The organism is Streptomyces sp. NPDC002309, assembly GCF_053593375.1.
In genome coordinates this window covers 106,654-126,426 of record NZ_JBSFCI010000002.1, presented here as the reverse complement: position 1 = coordinate 126,426, position 19,773 = coordinate 106,654, and the positions used below count along the sequence as shown (strand labels likewise).

The window sequence follows — 19,773 nt, the reverse complement described above, 5'->3', positions numbered from 1 at the left end:
GGGCCGGCGTGTGGTGGCGGGCGGGGGAGACGCGGGCAGCTCAGTGCTGACGGGGACCGAGGGTCCGCCACCGTGTGGAGCGTCGGTGCGATCGCCGTCCTGTGCGTCGTCTTCGGCGTCGTGCTCGCCCTGGGGCAGATCGCGGTGTTCCGACACCGTGCGGCGAGCGGCGCGGACCTGGCGGCGCTCGCGGCGGCGGACCACTGGGCGGAGGGTGCCGGGGCGGCCTGCGCCCGGGCGGAAGGGGCGGCGCGGGACCAGAAGGCGCGGCTGGTGCGGTGCGCGATGGTGGGGGAGATCTCGGACGTGACAGCGGCGTTCGGGAAAGGACCGTTCACAGTCGAGGTCAGGGCGCGGGCGGGTCCTGCGGACGCGGGGGCACCGACTCCTGCCTCGGATGCGCCTTCTCCTCCTCTGTCTCCTCCTCCCCCTCCACCGTGACGACCCCGGCAGGGTGCTCCTCAGGGAGCTCCTCAAGTCCCTCAGGGAGCTCCTCAGGCCCCTCAGGGAGCTCTTCCGTCCCCACCGGGCCGCTCTCCTCAGGTGCCTCCCGCAGCAGCGCCGTGAGGAGCCGCACGGCACCTCGCTTGTGCAGCGGCTCGTTGCCGTTGCCGCACTTGGGGGACTGGATGCAGGAGGGGCAGCCGCTGTCGCACTCGCAGGAGGCGATGGCCTCGCGCGTGGCGGTGAGCCAGGCCCTGGCGGTGTGGAAGGCGCGTTCCGCGAAGCCCGCGCCGCCGGGGTGACCGTCGTAGACGAAGACCGTCGGGAGGAGGGTGTCGGGATGCAGCGGGATCGACACGCCGCCGATGTCCCACCGGTCGCAGGTCGCGAAGAGGGGCAGCATGCCGATCGACGCGTGTTCGGCGGCGTGCAGGGCGCCGCCGAGGATCTCCGGGCTGATGCGGGCCTCGTCCAGTTGGTCCTCGGTGACCGTCCACCACACCGCGCGCGTGCGTAGTTTCCGGGGAGGGAGGTCGAGCTTGGTCTCGCCCAGCACCTCGCCGGTGATGAGGCGGCGGCGCAGGAACGAGACGACCTGGTTGGTGACCTCGACGGAGCCGTAGCAGAGGCGGCCTCGGCCCCAGGGCACCTCCACGTCCGTCTCCAGGACGGAGATCGTCGTGGTGTCGCGGGCGACCGTGGAGTACGGGGGGTCGGCCTGCTCGACCAGGGCGACCGAGTCCTCCAGGTCGAGGGCGCGCACCAGGTAGGTGCGGCCCTGGTGGAGGTGGACCGCGCCCTCGTGGACGGAGGTGTGCGCGGCGCCCGCGTCCACCGTGCCGAGGAGGCGTCCGGTCCCGGCCTCGACGATCTGGACCGGCCGGCCTCCCTCGCCGCGGATGTCGGCGAGGTCGGCGGCCCGCTCCCGGCGCGTCCAGTGCCACGCCTTCGTGCGCCGCCGCAGCAGCTTCGCGGCTTCCAGCTGCGGGAGCAGCTCCGCCGCGGCGGGGCCGAACAGCTCCAGGTCGTCCTCGACCAGGGGAAGCTCCTCGGCCGCCGCGCAGAGGTGGGGCGCGAGGACGTACGGGTTGTCGGGATCGAGGACGGTCGACTCCACCGGCTGGTCGAACAGGGCCTCCGGATGATGGACCAGGAAGGTGTCCAGCGGGTCGTCACGGGCCACCAGGACGGCCAGCGCGCCCTGGCCCGAGCGACCGGCCCGCCCCGCCTGCTGCCACAGGGACGCGCGCGTGCCCGGGTATCCGGCGATGACCACCGCGTCCAGGCCGGAGACGTCGACGCCCAGCTCCAGGGCGGTGGTCGCGGCCAGCGCGAGGAGTTCGCCGGAGTGCAGGGCCCGCTCCAGGGCGCGGCGCTCCTCGGGGAGGTAACCGCCCCGGTAGGCGGCGACGCGCCGGGGCAGGGAGGGGTCGATCTCCGCGAGCCGTTCCTTGGTGATGACGGAGATCAGCTCGGCGGCACGCCGGGAGCGCACGAACGCGACCGTGCGGACGTTCTGGAGGGTGAGGTCGGTGAGCAGGTCGGCGGTCTCGGCGGTCGCGGTACGGCGGACGGGGGCGCCCTTCTCGCCGTGGAGATCGGTGAGCGGGGGTTCCCAGAGGGCGAAGACCAGCTCGCCGCGCGGGGAGGCGTCGTCGGCGACCTCCACGACCGGGAGCCCGGTCAGGCGGCGGGCGGCGACGGCGGGCTCGGCGGCGGTCGCGGAGGCCAGCAGGAAGACCGGGGAGGAGCCGTAGCGGGCGCAGAGGCGGCGCAGACGGCGCAGGACCTGGGCGACGTGCGAGCCGAAGACGCCCCGGTAGGTGTGGCACTCGTCGATGACGACGTACTTCAGCGACTTCAGGAAGGAGGCCCAGCGGGGGTGGGACGGCAGTATGCCCCGGTGCAGCATGTCGGGGTTGGTCAGGACGTACGTGGCGTATTGGCGGATCCACTCGCGCTCCTCGAACGGAGTATCGCCGTCGTACACCGCGGGGCGTACCGATTGGCCGAGCGGATGTGAAAGTTCTTTCACGGCTCGGCACTGGTCGGCCGCGAGGGCCTTGGTGGGGGCCAGGTAGAGGGCGGTGGCGCCGCGCCCGTTGGGGGCCTCGGCGCCGTCCATGAGCGTGGAGAAGACCGGCACGAGGTATGCCAGGGACTTGCCGGACGCCGTGCCGGTGGCGACGACCACGGACCGGCCGTCCAGTGCGTGTTCGGCGGCCCGCGCCTGGTGGGCCCATGGGTGTTCGATGCCGGCGGCCTGCACCGCGGCGATGACCTCGGACCGGATCCGGTCCGGCCAGACGGCATGGCGACCCGCACGCGGGGGCAAGTGCTCCGTATGAGTGATGCGCGAAACCCTGTTCGGTCCCGAGGCGAGCCGGTCCAGGACCGTGCCCGGAGCGGGGCGGGACGCGGTGTCCGTCGGGGATCGATCGGATCGGTGATTCTTGGCCATCGGCACCGAGTGTGTCACCGGCGTGACGGACAATGGGACCAAGGCGTCGTGCACGCCTGCCGGTAAGTGATTGAATGCCAACGCGGCTGGCGAACCGTCCAGGGGGATCTGCCGAGATGTCCCAAGGACGACCGCTCGATAGCTAGGTGCTGGAGGATCCGTGGACCTGTCCCTGTCGACCGAGACCATCGGCGATCGCACGATCGTCAGGGTCGGTGGCGAAATCGACGTATATACCGCGCCCAAGCTGCGCGAGCAGCTGGTCGAGCTGGTGAACGACGGCAGTTTCCACCTCGTCGTCGACATGGAGGGCGTGGACTTCCTCGACTCCACCGGGCTCGGCGTGCTGGTCGGCGGCCTGAAGCGGGTGCGTGCCCATGAGGGCTCGCTGCGCCTGGTCTGCAACCAGGAGCGCATTTTGAAGATCTTCCGCATCACCGGCCTCACCAAGGTGTTCCCGATTCACACCTCGGTCGAGGAAGCGGTGGCGGCCACCGACTGATCACCGTGCCCGGGCCGAGGCCCCGGGGCGGCAGCTTCTTACAGGGGGTCCGGGCTTTCGGCGGCCCGGACCCCGGGCACGCCCGTAGCTCAGAGGGGGATGCATGGCCACCGTCGAACTCCGCTTCAGCGCGCTGCCAGAGCATGTCAGGACCGCCAGGTTGGTGGCGGCCGCGGTGGCACGCAGGGCCGGGGTGGACGAGGCCGTCCTCGACGAGGTCAGGCTCGCCGTCGGCGAGGCGTGCTCGCGAGCCGTGGGGCTGCATCAGCTCCACGGGATCACGGCGCCGGTCAAGGTGGCGCTGATCGAGGAGGAGAAACAGTTCTCCATCGAGGTCGGCGACGAGGCGCCGCACGCTCCGACCGGGGTCCGGGCATCCGGCGCAGCCGCCGACGACCCCGACGCGGAGGCCGAGGAGGACGAGATGGGCCTCGCGGTCATCAGTGGTCTCGTCGACGACGTCGAGGTGACGGCCGGGGAGCACGGCGGCCTGATCCGCATGACGTGGCCGACCACCCCGCAGCCGGCCGAGATGCTGCCCTGACGTCACTCCATCGGAGCAATCACAGCGAGGGCCCTGCCGAAGCAGGGCCCTCGCTGTTTCCCCTCTGAAGCGGCCCGGAATTCGTGAAGGAATTCACGACCGAAGTGGATCAATTGCCTGATCAGCGGCGCCGCAATTCGATCAAGCGTGCACACTTCTGGGGCGTTACCACTTTCGGGTTCGCGGCCTTCCTGCGATCATTTGCGGTGAAGTACGGGACGGCTAATTCCGCTTGCCGCGCCCTGTTTTGATCAGGACCGGCTCCCTACAATCCGTCCACATCTTGAGCTCAGCCCAAGCGTCAAGGAGGACGAATGGCGGGGCTTTCTACCCCTCATCAGCTGGACCGTCTGGACCACTCGACAACCTTCGCAGCCGCGGTGCTGACCGACGACAACCGCGTCATGGTGATGGTCATCGCGGCCGTCGCCCTGGCCGCCCTGGTCGTCGCCGGCGTGCTGCTGCGTCAGGTGCTCGCGGCAGGCGAGGGCACCGACAGCATGAAGGAGATCGCGGCGGCGGTGCAGGAAGGCGCCAACGCCTATCTCGCACGGCAGTTGCGCACGCTCGGTGTATTCGCCGTCGTCGTGTTCTTCCTGCTCCTGCTGCTGCCCGCGGACGACTGGAATCAGCGCGCCGGAAGATCCATATTCTTCTTGATCGGCGCGGCGTTCTCGGCGGCCACGGGCTATATCGGCATGTGGCTCGCCGTGCGCAGCAATGTCCGGGTCGCCGCGGCCGCCCGGGAAGCGACTCCGGCGGAGGGTGAGCCGGAAAAGGATCTCACTCTCGTCTCCCACAAGGCGATGAAGATCGCTTTCCGTACGGGCGGCGTGGTCGGCATGTTCACGGTGGGCCTCGGTCTGCTCGGCGCCTCCTGCGTGGTGCTGGTCTACACGGCCGACGCGCCGAAGGTGCTGGAGGGCTTCGGACTCGGGGCCGCCCTCATCGCGATGTTCATGAGGGTGGGCGGCGGCATCTTCACCAAGGCCGCCGACGTCGGCGCCGACCTGGTCGGCAAGGTCGAGCAGGGCATTCCGGAGGACGATCCGCGCAATGCCGCGACCATCGCCGACAACGTCGGCGACAACGTCGGGGACTGCGCGGGCATGGCGGCCGACCTCTTCGAGTCGTACGCCGTGACCCTGGTCGCCGCGCTGATCCTCGGCACGGCTGCCTTCGGCGACTTCGGTCTGGCCTTCCCGCTGCTGGTCCCCGCGATCGGTGTGATCACCGCGATGATCGGCATCTTCGCCGTGGCCCCGCGACGCGCCGACCGCAGTGGGATGAGCGCGATCAACCGCGGGTTCTTCATCTCCGCGGTGATCTCCCTCGCGCTGGTGGCGATAGCCGCCTTCGCCTATCTGCCCTCGTCCTACGCTGAACTCGACGGCGTCACGGATCCGGCCATCCTCGCCAAGGGCGGCGACCCGCGCGTCCTCGCGCTCGTCGCGGTGGCCATCGGCATCCTGCTCGCCGCCGTGATCCAGCAGCTCACCGGCTACTTCACCGAGACCGACCGGCGCCCGGTGCGCGACATCGGCAAGACCTCGCTGACCGGCCCGGCCACCGTCGTCCTCGCCGGAATCTCCGTCGGTCTCGAATCGGCCGTCTACACCGCCCTGCTGATCGGCCTCGGCGTCTACGGGGCCTTCCTGCTCGGCGGTGCGTCGATCATGCTGGCGCTGTTCGCGGTCGCGCTCGCCGGCACCGGTCTGCTGACGACGGTCGGTGTGATCGTCGCCATGGACACCTTCGGGCCGGTCTCCGACAACGCGCAGGGCATCGCCGAGATGTCCGGCGATGTCGAGGGCGCGGGCGCGCGGGTGCTCACCGACCTGGACGCCGTCGGCAACACCACCAAGGCCATCACCAAGGGCATCGCCATCGCCACCGCCGTGCTCGCGGCGGCGGCCCTCTTCGGGTCGTACCGTGACGCGATCACGACCGGCGTGCGGGACGTGGGCGAGAAGCTCAGCGGTGAGGGCGCGCCGCTGACCCTGGCGATGGACATCTCGCAGCCCAACAACCTCGTCGGTCTCATCGCGGGCGCGGCGGTCGTCTTCCTCTTCTCGGGGCTGGCGATCAACGCGGTCTCGCGGTCGGCGGGTTCGGTGGTGTACGAGGTGCGGCGGCAGTTCCGCGAGCATCCCGGGATCATGAACTACACCGAGAAGCCGGAGTACGGGAAAGTCGTCGACATCTGTACGAGGGACGCGCTGCGGGAGCTGGCCACACCGGGTCTGCTCGCGGTGATGGCGCCGATCTTCATCGGGTTCACGCTGGGCGTCGGCGCACTCGGCGCGTTTCTGGCGGGCGCGATCGGGACCGGCACCCTCATGGCGGTCTTCCTCGCCAACTCCGGCGGCGCCTGGGACAACGCCAAGAAGCTCGTCGAGGACGGTCACCACGGTGGCAAGGGCAGCGAGGCCCACGCCGCGACGGTGATCGGCGACACGGTCGGCGACCCCTTCAAGGACACCGCCGGCCCGGCGATCAACCCGCTGCTGAAGGTGATGAACCTGGTCGCGCTGCTCATCGCACCCGCGGTGATCAAGTTCAGCTACGGGGACGACGCGAGCCTGGGCATACGGATCCTGACCGCCGTGCTGTCCCTGGCCGTGATCGTCGGGGCGGTGTACGTCTCCAAACGGCGCGGTATCGCCATGGGCGACGACGACGCCGAGCCGACGGCCAAGTCGGCCGATCCGGCGGTGGTTTCGTAGCTCGTCCCACCCGGCTCCATCCAAGGGGCGGGCGGGAGGCGCGCATTGACGCGTCACCCGCCCGCTCCTTCGTGTGCGCGCCCGCACCGTGAGCCTTCTCTCTCTTGGTGCAAATGGCTGCAATAAGGTGAATATAGGACCTCGGTCATGCGATTGCTGTGCGCTTGGCGTGTATGTTCCGGGGCCGAGAGCCATGGAAGGGGCCGAACCGGTGAACAAGAAGCTCGCGGCCGCGCTGTCCGGCGGCGCGGTACTGGTGCTGGCGCTGTCGGGCTGCAGCAGCGACGACGGCAACGAGAAGCTGGACGCGTGGGCCAAGCAGGTCTGTGACGACCTGCAGCCGCAGGCCAGGAAGATCGCGGCCGCCAACTCCGCGATCCAGAAGGAGACCTCGGACAACAGCACGCCGGAAGAGGTCCAGAAGACCGACGCGGCGGCCTTCCAGGACATGTCCGACGCCTACAAGGCGATCGGCGTCGCCGTGAGCAAGGCCGGCGCGCCCGACGTCGAGAACGGCGAGAAGAAGCAGCAGGACGCGGTCAAGGAGCTCAACACCATCTCCTCGTCCTACGCCTCCCTGCGCAAGCAGGTCGACGACCTCGACACGAAGGACCAGGCGAAGTTCGCCGACGGCCTCAAGGGGATCGCCACGGAACTGGACAAGCTCAGCCAGAGCGGCAACGACGCGCTCACGCGGCTGGAGGAGGGCGAGGTCGGCCAGGCGATGGCCAAGCAGGAGACCTGCAAGAGCGCCGCGTCCACGCCGCCGGCGGCCCAGGGCTGACGTTCGCGGAGGCCGTGCCGCACGGTCACAATGGGGGGCGTGAGCAACGCCAGCCTCTCCGCCCTGCCGTCCACCGACCGCCCCGACGTCACCGCGCGACTGCGGGAGGCCCTCCTGGGGGCCGCCTTCTCCGCCGACGGACTGCTCGAACTGCTCGGCGCACCCGCCTACGCGGCCCTGGCGCGCAGCGAGGTGGTCCCCGCGCTCCGGGCGACACGCGGGGACACACCTCTGGAGGTGCTCGTACGGCTGTTCCTGCTGCAGCAGCCCGTGCCGTACGCGCGCGTGGAGGGTGTCCTGCCCGTCGACGTGTGTCTGGAGAGCGGATGGCTGACGCGGGTCGGCGGTGACGAGATCGCCGCCACCGTGGACGTCCGGCCGTACGGCGGGCTCGACGGCGAGGACTGGTTCATCGTGTCCGACCTCGGCTGCGCGGTCGGCGGCGCCGGTGGCATCGGAAGCCAGGACGAGGGCGTCGTGCTGGGTGTCGGCGGCGCGTCGACGACACTGGCCGGGATCACGGTCCGCACGCCCGTCTCCGCGGCCCTCGACCTCGGCACCGGGTCCGGCATCCAGGCGCTGCACGCGGCACAGCACGCCACACGCGTCACGGCGACCGACGTCAACCCGCGCGCGCTGCACATCACCGCGCTCACCCTCGCGCTGTCCGGCGCGCCCGCCGCGGACCTGCGTGAGGGCTCGCTGTTCACGCCGCTCGCCGACGACGCGACGTTCGACCTGATCGTGTCGAACCCGCCCTTCGTGATCTCCCCGGGCGCCCGGCTGACCTATCGCGACGGCGGCATGGGCGGGGACGATCTGTGCCGCACGCTCGTTCAACGGGCGGGGGAACGGCTGAACGAGGGCGGGTTCGCGCAGTTCCTCGCCAACTGGCAGCACGTCGAGGGGGAGGACTGGCAGGAGCGGCTGAGGTCCTGGGTGCCGCAGGGCTGCGACGCGTGGATCGTGCAGCGCGAGGTGCAGGACGTCACGCAGTACGCCGAGTTGTGGCTGCGCGACGCGGGCGACCACCGGGGCGACATGACCGAGTACCAGGCGCGGTACGACGCCTGGCTGGACGAGTTCGAGGCGCGCAAGGTGCGGGCGGTCGGGTTCGGCTGGATCACCCTGCGCAAGCGGGGGGCGGCGGTGCCTTCGATCACCGTGGAGGAGTGGCCGCACCCGGTCGAGCAGCCGCTCGGTGACACGGTCCGGGCGCACTTCGAGCGGCTCGACTATCTGCGCTCGCGCGACGACGCGGCGCTGCTGGAGGAGCGCTTCCGGCTCGCCGTCGAGGTCGTGCAGGAGCAGGTCGGGCTGCCCGGGGCCGAGGACCCCGAGCATCTGGTGCTGCGGCAGAACCGCGGGATGCGGCGCGCCACCAAGGTGGACACGGTGGGCGCCGGGTTCGCCGGCGTGTGCGACGGTTCGCTGACCGCGGGGCGGATTCTCGACGCCATCGCCCAACTGGTCGGCGAGGATCCGGTGTTGCTGCGGGACCGGACTCCGGCGCAGATCCGGCTGCTCGTGGAACAGGGGTTCCTGGAGCCCGCGGGCTGAGTTCCGGGGTCTGCGGGGTGGTTCCCGGGGTCTGCCGGCTGATTCCCGGGAGTCTGCGGGGTGATTCCCGGAGTCTGCCGGCTGATTCCCGGGAGTCTGCGGGGTGACTCCTGGAACCTGCGGGTGAACGGGGGCGCATTCGGCCGCGTGGGTGGGGCGGGGTGCTGGAGCGGGGCGGCCGTGGGGGTGGGTGCCCCGCGGCAGATGTGCCGTATGGGGCGCGTACGCCGGAGTGGCCGCCCGGGACAGGTGCGGCGCGCTGGCGCGGGCGCCCGCGCACCCCTGCCCTCCGACGCGGACCCCCTTCGCCGAGGGCGATGAAGCGCGATCGCCCGCTCGGCTCGCTCGGATCGCAGGGTTCTCAAGGGGAGTCGCCGGAGCACGACCGGACGCCGGTGACCCGCGCGCCCGGCCCGCGCGGGAAGGGAAACCGGCCAACATCCCGCTCCCGCGTTTCCCGGCGCCCCCGCAGTCGATCATGGAACTCGGGCCGGCGGGATCATGCGAGGAGCCGATCCTGATCATGGCCGGGGATCGCCTCAGGGAGCGGCGGCCGAAAACCGCTGAAAAAACTTTTCGAAAGTCCCGGCGCGGTGAGCCGGGCCATGGCCGGAAGTAGACGCACCGTCCCGTCGACGCCCCGTTCACATCAGGTTCGCCTGGAAGAAGTCCGTAGGTGTCAACCTCCCGGAAATCGAACTCTCACCGATGGGAAAAGGGGGCGCACGGAGCCATGGAGAGTGGACCGGCGATCTTCGCGGGGACGGTGTTCGCCCTGTTCGGAGGCGGCCTGCTGGTGTGGACGGCGACTCGGGTGCGTCGTCGCGAGCCGGTCGCCCATGGTGTGAACCCCGTCGCATCGGCGACCCTCGCGACCGTCGCCGCGGTGATCGCGCTGACCCTCGGAGCGTGGTGCTTCACGCAGCTCTGACAGCCGGGTAGGCGTTCCACCTGGGGTAATCGGTAGGACACGCTCCGGATGGAACCGGTCGGTTCGGTGGACACTCCGGGCGGCAGGAATGGCGGTAGTCGGGTTACCGTTCGAGTGGCCGTTGCGGGCTTTTCCCGTTTGACACGGGGGCGGGATGTACCGTCACACTCCGCAGCGTCACCAGCGAGTGAGCCATGAAAGGTGCCCTGACCCCAGGGAGTGCAAGGCCTGGGGAGGCCCCAGCGTCGACCGGAGAGAAGAGCGAAGTTGTCCCCGACCAGCGAGACCGCACAGGGCGGCCGCCGACTCGTCATCGTCGAGTCGCCTGCCAAGGCGAAGACGATCAAGGGCTACCTCGGCCCCGGCTACGTCGTCGAAGCGAGCGTCGGGCACATCCGCGACCTCCCCAACGGCGCGGCGGAGGTGCCGGAGAAGTACACCGGCGAGGTCCGTCGTCTCGGCGTGGACGTCGAACACGATTTCCAGCCTATTTATGTGGTCAACGCCGACAAGAAGGCGCAGGTCAAGAAGCTCAAGGATCTGCTGAAGGATTCCGACGAGCTCTTCCTCGCCACCGATGAGGACCGGGAGGGCGAGGCGATCGCCTGGCATCTCCAGGAAGTCCTCAAGCCCAAGGTCCCGGTCAAGCGGATGGTCTTCCACGAGATCACCAAGGCCGCGATCCAGGCCGCCGTGGCCAACCCGCGCCAGCTCAACCAGAAGCTCGTCGACGCCCAGGAGACCCGCCGCATCCTCGACCGCCTCTACGGCTACGAGGTCTCGCCGGTGCTGTGGAAGAAGGTCATGCCGCGGCTGTCGGCGGGCCGCGTCCAGTCGGTCGCCACCCGGCTCGTGGTGGAGCGGGAACGCGAGCGCATCGCCTTTCGTTCGGCTGAGTACTGGGACCTGACAGGCACCTTCGCGACCGGCCGCGCGGGGGACACGTCGGACCCGTCGTCGCTGGTCGCCCGCCTGCAGACCGTCGACGGCAGGCGGGTCGCGCAGGGCCGCGACTTCGACTCCCTGGGACAACTGAAGAGCGCGAACACCCTCCACCTCGACGAGGCGAACGCCCGCGCCCTCGCCGCCGCCCTGGAGGACACCCGGTTCTCCGTCCGCTCCGTCGAGTCCAAGCCCTACCGCCGCTCGCCGTACGCCCCGTTCCGTACGACGACGCTCCAGCAGGAGGCCAGCCGCAAGCTCGGCTTCGGCGCGAAGGCGACCATGCAGGTCGCGCAGAAGCTGTACGAGAACGGCTTCATCACGTACATGCGTACGGACTCCACGACCCTGAGCGACACGGCGGTGTCCGCCGCCCGCGCCCAGGTGACGCAGCTGTACGGCGCCGACTACCTGCCCGACCGGCCGCGGACGTACGCCGGCAAGGTCAAGAACGCGCAGGAGGCGCACGAGGCGATCCGGCCCTCGGGTGATCGTTTCCGTACGCCCGCCGAGACGGGCCTGACCGGCGACCAGTTCAGGCTCTACGAGCTGATCTGGAAGCGGACGGTCGCCTCCCAGATGAAGGACGCGACCGGCAACAGCGTGACGGTGAAGATCGCCGGCGCAGCGGCCGACGGCCGGGACGTCGAGTTCAGCGCGTCCGGCAAGACGATCACGTTCCACGGCTTTTTGAAGGCCTACGTCGAGGGCGCCGACGACCCGAACGCCGAGCTGGACGACCGCGAGCGCCGGCTGCCGCAGGTGAGCGAGGGTGACCCGCTGTCGGCCGAGGAGATCACGGTCGACGGACACGCCACCAAGCCGCCGGCCCGCTACACCGAGGCCTCGCTGGTCAAGGAGCTGGAAGAGCGCGAGATCGGCCGCCCGTCGACGTACGCGTCGATCATCGGCACGATCCTCGACCGGGGCTATGTGTTCAAGAAGGGCACGGCACTCGTGCCCTCCTTCCTGAGCTTCGCGGTGGTCAACCTCCTGGAGAAGCACTTCGGCCGGCTCGTCGACTACGACTTCACCGCCCGGATGGAGGACGACCTCGACCGCATCGCCCGCGGTGAGGCGCAGGCGGTGCCGTGGCTGAAGCGGTTCTACTTCGGTGAGGGCACCGTCGCGGCCGTCGCCGCGGACGCCGGCAACGGCGACGGGGACCACCTCGGCGGCCTCAAGGAACTGGTCACCGACCTGGGCGCGATCGACGCGCGCGAGGTGTCGTCGTTCCCCGTCGGCAGCGGCATCGTGCTCCGCGTCGGGCGCTACGGCCCGTACATCGAGCGCGGCGAGAAGGACACCGAGCAGCACCAGCGCGCCGACATCCCGACCGACCTGGCGCCGGACGAGCTGTCCGTCGAGCTCGCGGAGGAGCTGCTCGCCAAGCCGAGCGGCGACTTCGAGCTGGGCACGGACCCGTCCACCGGCCACACGATCGTCGCCAAGGACGGCCGGTACGGCCCCTACGTCACCGAGGTGCTGCCCGAGGGCACCCCGAAGACCGGGAAGAACGCCGTGAAGCCGCGGACGGCCTCGCTGTTCAAGTCGATGGCGCTGGACACGGTGACGCTGGAGGAAGCCCTCAAGCTGATGTCGCTGCCGCGTGTCGTCGGCAAGGACGCGGAGGGCGTGGAGATCACCGCGCAGAACGGGCGCTACGGGCCGTACCTGAAGAAGGGGACGGACTCGCGGTCGCTGCAGACCGAGGACCAGCTCTTCACGATCACGCTGGAGGAGGCCGCCGCGATCTACGCGCAGCCGAAGCAGCGTGGCCGTGCCGCCGCCAAGCCGCCGCTGAAGGAGCTGGGCGAGGACCCGGTCAGCGCCAAGCCGGTGGTCGTCAAGGACGGTCGCTTCGGTCCGTACGTCACGGACGGCGAGACCAACGCGACCCTGCGGTCCGGTGACAGCGTCGAGGAGATCACGCCGGAACGTGGTTTCGAGCTGCTCGCGGAGAAGCGCGCGAAGAGCCCCGTGAAGAAGACGGCCAAGAAGGCCCCCGCCAAGAAGGCCCCCGCGAAGAAGGCGACGGCGGCGAAGAAGACGGCCGCCAAGAAGACCACGACGGCGAAGAAGACGACGACCGCGAAGGCGGCGGCCGCCAAGGCGACCACCGCGAAGAAGACGACCGCCAAGAAGGCGGCCGCTTCGAGGACGACGTCGGAGGACTGAGCGGGCAGGTTCCGGCACTTCGGGCGGCCGGACGGTCCCGCCCGGCCGGCAACGGCCGTTCCTTCACGCGAGGTTTGCGAGACGCGCGCCCCGGCACCACATCGGTGCCGGGGCGTGCGGACGTTCGGGCGGACGCACTGGAGTGTCGGTCCGGCCCGATAGGCTGAAAGCATGACGCGAGCCGAGCAGCCAACGGCCCATCACCCGGCCCCCGACGAAGCCCTGGTCGCGGACTCCCGCGAGCGTGCCGTGCGCGCGCTGTTGCGCCGGCCACAGCTGAAGCGGCTGTGGAGCGCACAGCTCGTCAGCGGCATCGGCGACATGCTGGCCCTGCTGGTGCTGGTCCTCCTCGTTCTCCAGGCGGCGATCGCCGAGGGGTCGTTCGGTGGCGGGTACCGGGGCGTGGCGTTCGCGGTCGCCGTGGTCTTCGCGGTGCGCGTCCTCGCGACGCTGCTCTTCGGCGCCGTGCTCCTCGGGCCGCTCTCCGCGCTCACCTCGCAGGACGGCCCGCTCGACCGCCGCTGGACCATGGTCGGGGCGGACGGGCTGAGGGTCGCGCTGCTGATCGTCGCGCCGCTGTGGATCGACTGGACGCCGGACGACGCGCTCGCCCTGCTGCTGGTGACCGTGTTCGTCACGGGTGTCGCCGAGCGGTTCTGGACGGTGTGCCGCGAGAGCGCCGCGCCCGCGCTGCTGCCCGCGCCGCCGCCGGAGGGCGCGACGGTACGGCCGCTGCCGGACCACATGGACGCGCTGCGCCGCCTGTCGCTGCGTACGGCCTTCGTGACCGTGCCCCTCGCGGCCGCCGCACTGGTCGTCGCGGGACTGTTCAACAATCTGCTCGGTGCCGGGATCGACTGGTTCGGCCAGCACCAGGCGGCCCTCTCCTCGTACGTGGCCGCGGGCCTGTTCGCCGCGTCCCTGTCCGTGCTGACCTTCCTGGAGGTCCCCGGAACCCGCACCCCGCGCGCGCGGTCCCCGCTGGAGGGGCTGCGCCGCCCCCGCACGACCGACGGCGCCGACAAGGGCCGCACGGGTGCGATGACGCTGCTCGTCCTGGCCTGCGCGGTCGTCGCCGGCGCGGTGGCCGCGGCGGTCGCGGTGTCCGTGCTGCACGCCAAGGACCTGGGAGGCGGCCCCGTGACGTACGGGCTGCTGGTGGGTCTGCTCACTGGCGGTGTCGTCATCGGGGTGCGTACGGCGCCCAAGGTGCTGGTGTCGCTGTCGCGGCGCCGGCTGCTGGCGCTGGCGATCGCCTTCACCGGCGTCGCGCTGCTGGCCGCCGGGCTCGTCCCGGACGTCGCCACGGTGCTGCTGATCGTCGCGCTGGCCGGCGTCGGCGCGGGTGTGGCGGCCAACACCGGGCACACCCTGCTCGACCAGGAGGCCGAGGACTCGCGCCGGGCCCGCACGACGGAGCACCTGCACGCGATGGTGCGGGTCTTCGTGGCGCTCGGCGTGCTGGTCGCGCCCCTGGTGGCGGCGCTGATCGGGCCGCACCGGCTGGAGAACGGCAAGTTCGTGTTCGCGCACGGCGGCGCGGCGTTCACTCTGATGCTGGTCGGCGCCCTGCTGCTGCCGGTGGCCGCGCTGGTGCTGGCCAAGCTCGACGACCGCTCCGGGGTGCCCCTGCGGCAGGACGTGCGCCACGCGCTGCTCGGCGGCGACGACCCGGAGCCGACGCCCGCCGCGGGCGGGTTCTTCATCGCCCTGGAGGGCGGCGACGGCGCCGGCAAGTCCACCCAGGCCGAGGCGCTCGCCGAGTGGATCAGGGCCAAGGGCCACGAGGTCGTGCTGACCCGCGAGCCCGGGGCGACCCCGGTGGGCAAGCGGCTGCGCTCGATCCTGCTGGACGTCTCCAGCGCCGGGCTCTCGCACCGCGCCGAGGCGCTGCTGTACGCGGCGGACCGTGCCGAGCACGTCGACACCGTGGTGCGGCCCGCCCTGGAGCGCGGCGCGGTCGTGATCTCCGACCGGTACATCGACTCCTCGGTGGCGTACCAGGGGGCGGGCCGTGACCTGTCCCCGACCGAGATCGCCCGCATCAACCGCTGGGCGACCCACGGTCTCGTCCCGCACCTGACCGTCCTGCTGGACGTCTCGCCCGAGGCCGCGCGCGAGCGGTTCACCGAGGCACCCGACCGGCTGGAGTCGGAGCCGGCGGAGTTCCACGCGCGCGTGCGCTCCGGCTTCCTGACGCTGGCCGCGGCCGACGCCGGGCGGTATCTGGTCGTCGACGCCGGGCAGGAGGCCGAAGCCGTCACGACGGTGATCCGCCACCGCCTCGACCAGCTGCTGCCGCTGTCCGAGGCCGAGGTGAAGGCCCAGGAGGAGGCGCGCCGCAAGGCCGAGGAGGAGGCCCGCCGCAAGGCGGAGGAGGAGGCCGCCCGCAAGGCCGAGGAGGAGCGTCTGGAGCGGGAGCGCCAGGAGCAGCTCGCCCGGCTGCGCGCCGAGGAGGAAGAGCGCAAGCAGCGCGAGCTGGAGGAGGCGCAGCGGCGCGAGGCCGAGCGGCAGGCGGAGGAGGCCCGGCAGCGGGCCGAGGAGGCCCGCCGCCGCGCCGACGAGGAGCGGGTCCGGCTCCTCGCCGAGGAGCAGGCGCGCGCCGAGGAGGAGGCCCGCCGCAGGGCCGAGGAGGACCGGCGCCGGCAGCAGGCCGAGGAGGAGGCCCGGCTGCGCGCCGAGGCCGAGGAGCGCCGCATGGAGAAGCAGCGCAAGGCCGAGGAGGCGCTGCTGCGGGCCGAGGAGGCACGCCGGGCCGCCGAGCAGGCCGCGTCGGCGGCAGCGGCGGGACCCCGGCCGACTGCTCCCGCGACGCCGGCGGCGCCGTCGGACGCGCTGACCGTGCCGACGCCGGTGGTGACGCCGGCCGCCGAAGGGTCCGGCGGCTCCGGCGTATCCGCGGAGGACACGGCGGTACTGCGGCCGGTGCGGCCTTCGGCCGACAAGCCCCAGGCGCCCGCCGACGCCGCCGTGTCCGACGCCGAGGTGACGGCGGAGCTGCCGCAGCCGGGGACGGCCGCGCGGGCGGCGGACGAGACGGCGGTGCTGCCGCCGGTCCGGCCGTCGGACGGCGCGGCGGACGAGACGGCCGTACTGCCGCCGGTCGTGCCAGGGGCCGCCGACGAGACCGCGGTGCTGCCGCCGGTCGTGCCAGGGGCCGCCGACGAGACCGCGGTGCTGCCGCCCGTGCGGGACGAAGCCCCCGCCGACCGGGTACCGCCGGGGTTCTTCCGGGACGAGCGCCGGGGCGTGGGTCCGGACGTGAGCGAGGACCGCACGCGGGAGCTGCCCCAGCTCGACGCCGACGGCAGGCCGCAGCGGCGGCCGCGTCCGGACTGGGCCGAGGAGACCCCGCTGGACGACCTGCCGACGCTGGCCGACGAACTGCTCGGTCCGCATGACGGCGGGTACGACGAGGAGCAGGACGGGCGCGGGAAGCGCCGCGGTCGCTGACGCGGGGCGGCGGGCGGCAGGGCCCGGGGCCCTGCGCGGCGCCGGCCGTCCGTCGGGCGGCGGGACGGCCCGGGAGCCCTGCGGCGCCCGGGCCGTCCGGCGTTGTCGGTGGTCGCCCGCACACTTGTCAGTGGTCGCCCGCACAATGGACGGCGTACGGCGGAATGTGACGGAAGGGCGGCGTGACCCATGAGCGTCTGGGACGACCTCGTCGGGCAGGAGCGGCTGAGCGAGCAGCTCACCGCCGCCGCCCGGGACGCCGACGCGCTGGTCACCGCCGCCGCGGCCGGCACCCCGCCGCCGGCGGCGTCCAGCATGACGCACGCCTGGCTGTTCACCGGGCCGCCCGGCGCGGGTCGGGTCCAGACCGCACGGGCGTTCGCGGCGGCGTTGCAGTGCGTCAGCCCGGACCGCGCGCTGGGCGGCGCCCCCGGGTGCGGGTTCTGCGACGGGTGCCACACGGCGCTGATCGGCACGCACGCCGACGTCTCCACGATCGTCGCGGTCGGCGCGCAGATCCTGGTCAACGACATGCGGGACACGGTCCGCAAGTCGTTCACCTCTCCGGCGAACGGCCGCTGGCAGGTCATCCTCGTCGAGGACGCCGAGCGGCTGAACGAGAAGTCCGCCAACGCCGTCCTCAAGGCGGTCGAGGAGCCAGCCCCCCGTACGGTCTGGCTGCTGTGCGCCCCCTCCCTGGAGGACGTGCTGCCCACCATCCGCTCCCGCTGCCGCCATCTGAACCTGAACACGCCCTCGGTGGCCGCCGTCGCCGACATGCTCGTACGCCGCGAGGGCGTCGAGCCCGCCGTGGCCGCCGCGGCCGCCCGCGCCACGCAGGGGCACGTCGACCGCGCCCGCCGCCTCGCCACCGACCCGGCGGCGCGGGAACGCCGGGCGGCAGTGCTGAAGCTGCCGCTGCGCGTCGACGACGTCGGCGCCTGCCTCAAGGCGGCGCAGGAGCTGGTGGACGCGGCGGCGGAGGACGCCAAGCAGCTCGCCGAGGAGGTCGACGGCAAGGAGACCGAGGAGCTGAAGGCGGCGCTGGGCGCGGTGCAGGGGGGCCGGATGCCGCGGGGGACGGCGGGCGTGATGAAGGACCTGGAGGAGAAGCAGAAGCGCCGGCGCACCCGCACGCAGCGCGACAGTCTCGACGTCGCCCTCACCGATCTCACCGCCTTCTACCGCGATGTCCTCGCCCTCCAGCTCGGCTCTCGCGTCGCGCTCGCCAACACGGACGCCGAGGACGCGCTGGAGCGGCTCGCGCGTGGCAGCGCGCCCGAATCCACGCTGCGCCGCATCGAGGCGATCGCCGCCTGCCGGGACGCGCTCGACCGGAACGTGGCGCCGTTGCTCGCCGTGGAGGCGATGACCATGGCGCTCAGGGCGGGGTGAGCGGGGCCCGCCGGAGACGGGAGCGGGCCTCACACCCCTGCCCCCCGCGTTGACGACGTACCTCGTCCGTGGGACAGCCCGCACTCGTCCGGGGCACAAGGCGTACGCAGGGCACCCAGACGGTCGCGCAGCGTTACGCTCGCGGGATGCACACAAGGCGCACCCACCGCAGGTCCAGGTCCGTGTTCAGCGTCAGGTCCCGCACCGGAGCCGGCTTCCTCGCCGTCGCGGCGCTGGTCGCATCCGCCTGCTCCTCCGGGAGCTCGACGGGTTCCGCCACTTCGCCGGCGGCCCGGGCGGTGCTCGCGGCGCTGCCCCAGGCGGCGTCCTCCGGGCTGACGTCGTACTACGGGCAGAAGCCGGGCTGGCACTCCTGCGGTGTCCCCGGCTTCGAGTGCGCCACGCTGCGGGCGCCGCTCGACTACGCCAGGACCGACGCCGGCGACGTGCGGCTCGCGGTGGCCCGGAGGAAGGCCACGGGGCCGGGCGAACGGCTGGGCTCGCTGCTGGTGAACCCGGGCGGGCCGGGCGGCTCGGCGGTCGGCTACCTCCAGGCGTACGCCGGGATCGGCTACCCGAAGGAGGTGCGCGACCGGTACGACATGGTGGCGGTCGATCCGCGGGGAGTCGCCCGCAGCGAGCCCGTCGAGTGCCTCGACGGGCGGGAGATGGACACGTACACGCAGACGGATGTCACGCCGGACGACGGGCGCGAGGTCGACGAGCTGGTGGCGGCGTACAAGAAGTTCGCCGAAGGGTGCGGTGTGGACGCGCCCGAGCTGCTGCGGCATGTCTCGACCGTCGAGGCGGCGCGGGACATGGACATCGTGCGGGCCGCGCTGGGGGACCGGAAACTGACCTACGTGGGGGCGTCGTACGGGACGCTGCTCGGGGCGACGTACGCCGGGCTCTTCCCGAAGCAGGTGGGGCGGCTGGTGCTGGACGGCGCGATGGATCCGACGCTGCCGGCCCGCCGGCTGAACCTGGACCAGACCGCCGGGTTCGAGACGGCGTTCCGGGCGTTCGCGAAGGACTGCGTCCGGCATACGGACTGCGCCGTCGGGAGCCGTGGGTCGAAGCCGGAGCAGGTCGGCCGGAACCTGAAGGCGTTCTTCGACAGGACCGACGCGAAGTCGCTGTCCACGGGGGACAAGGCGGGCCGCCGACTCACCGAGTCCCTGGCCACCACCGGCGTGATCGCCGCGATGTACGACGAGGCGGCCTGGCCGCAGTTGCGCACGGCGCTGAACGCGGCCGTGAAGAAGAAGGACGGCGCGGGGCTGCTCGCCCTGTCGGACAGCTACTACGAGCGGGACGCAGAAGGCCGCTACTCGAACCTGATGTACGCGAACACCGCCGTGAACTGCCTGGACCTCCCGCCCTCCTTCGACACCCCCGACCAGGTGCGCGAGTCCCTGCCCGCATTCGAGAAGGCGTCCCCGGTCTTCGGTGAATCCCTCGGCTGGGCCGCCCTGAACTGCGCGTACTGGCCGGTCGCGCCCACGGGCGAGCCGCGCCGCATCGAGGCGAAGGGCGCGGCGCCGATCGTGGTCGTCGGCACCACCCGCGACCCGGCGACGCCGTACCACTGGGCGCAGAGCCTGTCCCGCCAGCTCTCCTCCGGCCGCCTCCTCACCTACGACGGCGACGGCCACACCGCGTACGGACGAGGCAGCGCGTGCATCGACCGTACGATCAACGCATACCTCCTCCGCGGCACGGCGCCGTCGGACGGAAAGCGCTGCTCGTAGCGGTGTCCCGGCCCTGGATCCGTACGCTCCGGGGCCGGTGCGGAGCACCCTTGGAAACTGTGTAGACTTACCGACGTTGCTGATCGCACCATGGTGCGGACA

At 71.9% G+C, this 19,773-nt stretch carries 12 protein-coding genes; 11 read left to right on the top strand and 1 reads right to left on the bottom strand.

Annotation, left to right across the window (positions count from 1 at the left end; all coding sequences use genetic code 11):
- Positions 1–72: 72 nt before the first annotated feature.
- A complete protein-coding gene (locus tag ACWCPM_RS02065; protein WP_450974194.1) occupies positions 73–441 on the top strand; it encodes an Rv3654c family TadE-like protein in 369 nt (122 codons plus the stop codon).
- On the opposite strand, the gene ACWCPM_RS02060 is transcribed toward ACWCPM_RS02065, so the two are convergent.
- Entirely contained in the window at positions 347–2,986 is a 2,640-nt protein-coding gene (locus ACWCPM_RS02060) for a DEAD/DEAH box helicase (protein ID WP_450974193.1), read from the bottom strand. The genes ACWCPM_RS02065 and ACWCPM_RS02060 overlap by 95 nt on opposite strands.
- A 79-nt stretch (positions 2,987–3,065) precedes the next feature.
- Between ACWCPM_RS02060 and bldG the strand changes: the two genes are divergently transcribed.
- The 10 genes from bldG to ACWCPM_RS02010 all read left to right on the top strand — a co-directional run bounded on the left by bldG (position 3,066) and on the right by ACWCPM_RS02010 (position 19,671).
- Complete coding sequence (bldG, locus tag ACWCPM_RS02055) at positions 3,066–3,407, top strand: anti-sigma factor antagonist BldG (RefSeq protein WP_024885807.1); 342 nt, start codon at positions 3,066–3,068, stop codon at positions 3,405–3,407.
- Between the two features lie 103 nt (positions 3,408–3,510).
- A complete protein-coding gene (locus tag ACWCPM_RS02050; RefSeq protein WP_450974192.1) occupies positions 3,511–3,951 on the top strand; it encodes an ATP-binding protein in 441 nt (146 codons plus the stop codon).
- Between the two features lie 314 nt (positions 3,952–4,265).
- A complete protein-coding gene (locus tag ACWCPM_RS02045) occupies positions 4,266–6,677 on the top strand; it encodes a sodium-translocating pyrophosphatase (RefSeq protein ID WP_450974191.1) in 2,412 nt (803 codons plus the stop codon).
- A 193-nt stretch (positions 6,678–6,870) separates the two neighbouring features.
- Complete coding sequence (locus tag ACWCPM_RS02040; RefSeq protein WP_450974190.1) at positions 6,871–7,461, top strand: small secreted protein; 591 nt, start codon at positions 6,871–6,873, stop codon at positions 7,459–7,461.
- A gap of 30 nt (positions 7,462–7,491) precedes the next feature.
- Entirely contained in the window at positions 7,492–9,021 is a 1,530-nt protein-coding gene (locus ACWCPM_RS02035; protein ID WP_450974189.1) for a DUF7059 domain-containing protein, read from the top strand.
- Between the two features lie 733 nt (positions 9,022–9,754).
- Complete coding sequence (locus ACWCPM_RS02030) at positions 9,755–9,952, top strand: hypothetical protein (protein WP_450974188.1); 198 nt, start codon at positions 9,755–9,757, stop codon at positions 9,950–9,952.
- Between the two features lie 267 nt (positions 9,953–10,219).
- Entirely contained in the window at positions 10,220–13,072 is a 2,853-nt protein-coding gene (gene topA, locus ACWCPM_RS02025; protein WP_450974187.1) for a type I DNA topoisomerase, read from the top strand.
- A gap of 171 nt (positions 13,073–13,243) precedes the next feature.
- The gene (gene tmk / locus ACWCPM_RS02020; RefSeq protein WP_450974186.1) at positions 13,244–16,525 is read left to right on the top strand and encodes a dTMP kinase; all 3,282 of its coding nucleotides are present in this window, start codon (positions 13,244–13,246) and stop codon (positions 16,523–16,525) included.
- A 189-nt stretch (positions 16,526–16,714) separates the two neighbouring features.
- A complete protein-coding gene (locus tag ACWCPM_RS02015) occupies positions 16,715–17,920 on the top strand; it encodes a DNA polymerase III subunit delta' (RefSeq protein ID WP_450974185.1) in 1,206 nt (401 codons plus the stop codon).
- Positions 17,921–18,066: 146 nt separating this feature from the next.
- The gene (locus ACWCPM_RS02010; RefSeq protein WP_450974184.1) at positions 18,067–19,671 is read left to right on the top strand and encodes an alpha/beta hydrolase; all 1,605 of its coding nucleotides are present in this window, start codon (positions 18,067–18,069) and stop codon (positions 19,669–19,671) included.
- The last annotated feature ends 102 nt before the right edge of the window (positions 19,672–19,773 follow it).

What these genes read in the sequence shown, in the direction of transcription:
- tmk (WP_450974186.1), top strand. Translation starts at nt 13,244, where the DNA reads ATGACGCGAGCCGAGCAGCCAACGGCCCATCACCCGGCCCCCGACGAA.
- ACWCPM_RS02035 (WP_450974189.1), top strand. Translation starts at nt 7,492, where the DNA reads ATGGGGGGCGTGAGCAACGCCAGCCTCTCCGCCCTGCCGTCCACCGAC.
- ACWCPM_RS02030 (WP_450974188.1), top strand. Translation starts at nt 9,755, where the DNA reads ATGGAGAGTGGACCGGCGATCTTCGCGGGGACGGTGTTCGCCCTGTTC.
- ACWCPM_RS02010 (WP_450974184.1), top strand. Translation starts at nt 18,067, where the DNA reads ATGCACACAAGGCGCACCCACCGCAGGTCCAGGTCCGTGTTCAGCGTC.
- ACWCPM_RS02040 (WP_450974190.1), top strand. Translation starts at nt 6,871, where the DNA reads ATGGAAGGGGCCGAACCGGTGAACAAGAAGCTCGCGGCCGCGCTGTCC.
- ACWCPM_RS02050 (WP_450974192.1), top strand. Translation starts at nt 3,511, where the DNA reads ATGGCCACCGTCGAACTCCGCTTCAGCGCGCTGCCAGAGCATGTCAGG.
- ACWCPM_RS02015 (WP_450974185.1), top strand. Translation starts at nt 16,715, where the DNA reads ATGAGCGTCTGGGACGACCTCGTCGGGCAGGAGCGGCTGAGCGAGCAG.
- ACWCPM_RS02045 (WP_450974191.1), top strand. Translation starts at nt 4,266, where the DNA reads ATGGCGGGGCTTTCTACCCCTCATCAGCTGGACCGTCTGGACCACTCG.